Origin of the sequence: Streptomyces sp. NPDC059010 (assembly GCF_042740355.1) — a bacterium.
Taxonomy (GTDB): domain Bacteria; phylum Actinomycetota; class Actinomycetes; order Streptomycetales; family Streptomycetaceae; genus Streptomyces.
On record NZ_JBHYJA010000104.1, the window covers coordinates 1 to 5,025 of the forward strand.

Genomic DNA, 5,025 nt, shown 5'->3' on the forward strand with positions numbered 1-5,025 from the left:
TATTCCGCCTGACTGTTCCGCTCTCGTGGTGTTGCACCCGATTACGGGTACACATTCACGGAGAGTTTGATCCTGGCTCAGGACGAACGCTGGCGGCGTGCTTAACACATGCAAGTCGAACGATGAACCACTTCGGTGGGGATTAGTGGCGAACGGGTGAGTAACACGTGGGCAATCTGCCCTTCACTCTGGGACAAGCCCTGGAAACGGGGTCTAATACCGGATATCACTTCCACTCGCATGGGTGGGGGTTGAAAGCTCCGGCGGTGAAGGATGAGCCCGCGGCCTATCAGCTTGTTGGTGAGGTAATGGCTCACCAAGGCGACGACGGGTAGCCGGCCTGAGAGGGCGACCGGCCACACTGGGACTGAGACACGGCCCAGACTCCTACGGGAGGCAGCAGTGGGGAATATTGCACAATGGGCGAAAGCCTGATGCAGCGACGCCGCGTGAGGGATGACGGCCTTCGGGTTGTAAACCTCTTTCAGCAGGGAAGAAGCGAAAGTGACGGTACCTGCAGAAGAAGCGCCGGCTAACTACGTGCCAGCAGCCGCGGTAATACGTAGGGCGCAAGCGTTGTCCGGAATTATTGGGCGTAAAGAGCTCGTAGGCGGCTTGTCACGTCGGGTGTGAAAGCCCGGGGCTTAACCCCGGGTCTGCATTCGATACGGGCTAGCTAGAGTGTGGTAGGGGAGATCGGAATTCCTGGTGTAGCGGTGAAATGCGCAGATATCAGGAGGAACACCGGTGGCGAAGGCGGATCTCTGGGCCATTACTGACGCTGAGGAGCGAAAGCGTGGGGAGCGAACAGGATTAGATACCCTGGTAGTCCACGCCGTAAACGGTGGGAACTAGGTGTTGGCGACATTCCACGTCGTCGGTGCCGCAGCTAACGCATTAAGTTCCCCGCCTGGGGAGTACGGCCGCAAGGCTAAAACTCAAAGGAATTGACGGGGGCCCGCACAAGCAGCGGAGCATGTGGCTTAATTCGACGCAACGCGAAGAACCTTACCAAGGCTTGACATACACCGGAAACGTCCAGAGATGGGCGCCCCCTTGTGGTCGGTGTACAGGTGGTGCATGGCTGTCGTCAGCTCGTGTCGTGAGATGTTGGGTTAAGTCCCGCAACGAGCGCAACCCTTGTTCTGTGTTGCCAGCATGCCCTTCGGGGTGATGGGGACTCACAGGAGACCGCCGGGGTCAACTCGGAGGAAGGTGGGGACGACGTCAAGTCATCATGCCCCTTATGTCTTGGGCTGCACACGTGCTACAATGGCAGGTACAATGAGCTGCGATACCGTGAGGTGGAGCGAATCTCAAAAAGCCTGTCTCAGTTCGGATTGGGGTCTGCAACTCGACCCCATGAAGTCGGAGTTGCTAGTAATCGCAGATCAGCATTGCTGCGGTGAATACGTTCCCGGGCCTTGTACACACCGCCCGTCACGTCACGAAAGTCGGTAACACCCGAAGCCGGTGGCCCAACCCCTTGTGGGAGGGAGCTGTCGAAGGTGGGACTGGCGATTGGGACGAAGTCGTAACAAGGTAGCCGTACCGGAAGGTGCGGCTGGATCACCTCCTTTCTAAGGAGCACTTCTCACCGCGTCCCACGGGACGAGGTCAGAGGCCAGTACATCGGCGAATGTCCGGTGCTGGTTGCTCATGGGTGGAACGTTGATTATTCGGCACACTTGACCTGCTCGGGTTCACCAGTACTGCTTCGGCGTGGAACGTGAATGAGAGAGGCGAGGGTGTCGGGCACGCTGTTGGGTGTCTGAGGGAATGAACTTTCCTCAGTTGCCGGCGCCGGTGAAGCACCACGGGGTGGTGTGTGACGGTGTACTGGTCGTTGTTTGAGAACTGCACAGTGGACGCGAGCATCTGTGGCCAAGTTTTTAAGGGCGCACGGTGGATGCCTTGGCACCAGGAACCGATGAAGGACGTGGGAGGCCACGATAGGCCCCGGGGAGTCGTCAACCAGGCTTTGATCCGGGGGTGTCCGAATGGGGAAACCCGGCAGTCGTCATGGGCTGTCACCCTTGCCTGAACACATAGGGCAAGTGGAGGGAACGCGGGGAAGTGAAACATCTCAGTACCCGCAGGAAGAGAAAACAACCGTGATTCCGGGAGTAGTGGCGAGCGAAACTGGATGAGGCTAAACCGTATACGTGTGAGACCCGGCAGGGGTTGCGTATGCGGGGTTGTGGGATCTCTCTTTCACAGTCTGCCGGCTGTGAGACGAGTCAGAAACCGTTGATGTAGGCGAAGGACATGCGAAAGGTCCGGCGTAGAGGGTAAGACCCCCGTAGTCGAAACGTCAGCGGCTCGTTTGAGAGACACCCAAGTAGCACGGGGCCCGAGAAATCCCGTGTGAATCTGGCGGGACCACCCGCTAAGCCTAAATATTCCCTGGTGACCGATAGCGGATAGTACCGTGAGGGAATGGTGAAAAGTACCCCGGGAGGGGAGTGAAATAGTACCTGAAACCGTGTGCCTACAAGCCGTGGGAGCGTCGGAACAAGGCTTGCCTTGTTCTCGTGACTGCGTGCCTTTTGAAGAATGAGCCTGCGAGTTTGCGGTGTGTTGCGAGGTTAACCCGTGTGGGGAAGCCGTAGCGAAAGCGAGTCCGAACAGGGCGACATAGTAGCGCGCTCAAGACCCGAAGCGGAGTGATCTAGCCATGGGCAGGTTGAAGCGGAGGTAAGACTTCGTGGAGGACCGAACCCACCAGGGTTGAAAACCTGGGGGATGACCTGTGGTTAGGGGTGAAAGGCCAATCAAACTCCGTGATAGCTGGTTCTCCCCGAAATGCATTTAGGTGCAGCGTCGTGTGTTTCTTGCCGGAGGTAGAGCACTGGATAGGCGATGGGCCCTACCGGGTTACTGACCTTAGCCAAACTCCGAATGCCGGTAAGTGAGAGCGCGGCAGTGAGACTGTGGGGGATAAGCTCCATGGTCGAGAGGGAAACAGCCCAGAGCATCGACTAAGGCCCCTAAGCGTACGCTAAGTGGGAAAGGATGTGGAGTCGCAGAGACAACCAGGAGGTTGGCTTAGAAGCAGCCACCCTTGAAAGAGTGCGTAATAGCTCACTGGTCTAGTGATTCCGCGCCGACAATGTAGCGGGGCTCAAGCGTACCGCCGAAGTCGTGTCATTGCAGCATGTACGCCCAACGGCGGCTGTGATGGGTAGGGGAGCGTCGTGTGCCGGGTGAAGCCGCGCCGGAAGGCAGTGGTGGACGGTTCACGAGTGAGAATGCAGGCATGAGTAGCGATTCACACGTGAGAAACGTGTGCGCCGATTGACTAAGGGTTCCTGGGTCAAGCTGATCTGCCCAGGGTAAGTCGGGACCTAAGGCGAGGCCGACAGGCGTAGTCGATGGATAACCGGTTGATATTCCGGTACCCGCTGTGAAGCGTCAAACATCGAACCAGGCGATGCTAAGTCCGTGAAGCCGTTCCGGACCCTTCGGGGAAAGGAAAGTGGTGGAGCCGACGGACCAGACTTGCAGTAGGTGAGTGATGGGGTGACGCAGGAAGGTAGTCCAGCCCGGGCGGTGGTTGTCCCGGGGTAAGGGTGTAGCCCGAGTGGTAGGCAAATCCGCCACTCATCAAGGGTGAGACCTGATGCCGAGCCGATTGTGGTGAAGTGGATGATCCTATGCTGTCGAGAAAAGCCTCTAGCGAGTTTCATGGCGGCCCGTACCCTAAACCGACTCAGGTGGTCAGGTAGAGAATACCGAGGCGTTCGGGTGAACTATGGTTAAGGAACTCGGCAAAATGCCCCCGTAACTTCGGGAGAAGGGGGGCCATTCCTGGTGAGGAGTCTTGCACTCTGAGCTGGGGGTGGCCGCAGAGACCAGCGAGAAGCGACTGTTTACTAAAAACACAGGTCCGTGCGAAGCCGTAAGGCGATGTATACGGACTGACGCCTGCCCGGTGCTGGAACGTTAAGGGGACCGGTTAGTCGAGATTCGTCTCGGCGAAGCTGAGAACTTAAGCGCCAGTAAACGGCGGTGGTAACTATAACCATCCTAAGGTAGCGAAATTCCTTGTCGGGTAAGTTCCGACCTGCACGAATGGCGTAACGACTTCTCGACTGTCTCAACCATAGGCCCGGTGAAATTGCACTACGAGTAAAGATGCTCGTTTCGCGCAGCAGGACGGAAAGACCCCGGGACCTTTACTACAGTTTGATATTGGTGTTCGGTTCGGCTTGTGTAGGATAGCTGGGAGACTGTGAACTCCGGACGCCAGTTCGGGGGGAGTCGTCGTTGAAATACCAGTCTGGTCGTGCTGGATGTCTAACCTGGGTCCGTGATCCGGATCAGGGACAGTGTCTGATGGGTAGTTTAACTGGGGCGGTTGCCTCCTAAAGAGTAACGGAGGCGCCCAAAGGTTCCCTCAGCCTGGTTGGCAATCAGGTGTTGAGTGTAAGTGCACAAGGGAGCTTGACTGTGAGACCGACGGGTCGAGCAGGGACGAAAGTCGGGACTAGTGATCCGGCGGTGGCTTGTGGAAGCGCCGTCGCTCAACGGATAAAAGGTACCCCGGGGATAACAGGCTGATCTTCCCCAAGAGTCCATATCGACGGGATGGTTTGGCACCTCGATGTCGGCTCGTCGCATCCTGGGGCTGGAGTCGGTCCCAAGGGTTGGGCTGTTCGCCCATTAAAGCGGTACGCGAGCTGGGTTTAGAACGTCGTGAGACAGTTCGGTCCCTATCCGCTGCGCGCGTAGGAATATTGAGAAGGGCTGTCCCTAGTACGAGAGGACCGGGACGGACGAACCTCTGGTGTGCCAGTTGTTCTGCCAAGGGCATGGCTGGTTGGCTACGTTCGGGAGGGATAACCGCTGAAAGCATCTAAGCGGGAAGCCTGCTTCGAGATGAGTATTCCCACCCACTTGATGGGGTAAGGCTCCCAGTAGACGACTGGGTTGATAGGCCGGATCTGGAAGCACAGTAATGTGTGGAGGTGACCGGTACTAATAGGCCGAGGGCTTGTCCATAGAGGCTCGCGTCCACTGTGT

At 57.5% G+C, this 5,025-nt stretch carries 2 rRNA genes; both read left to right on the plus strand.

Annotated elements, in window-relative coordinates:
* Positions 1-54 precede the first annotated feature (54 nt).
* Positions 55-1,580, plus strand: a 16S ribosomal RNA gene (locus tag ACFWYS_RS46495).
* 302 nt (positions 1,581-1,882) lie between these two features.
* Positions 1,883-5,004, plus strand: a 23S ribosomal RNA gene (locus tag ACFWYS_RS46500).
* Together the 16S and 23S rRNA genes form the textbook arrangement of a ribosomal RNA operon.
* Positions 5,005-5,025 lie beyond the last annotated feature (21 nt).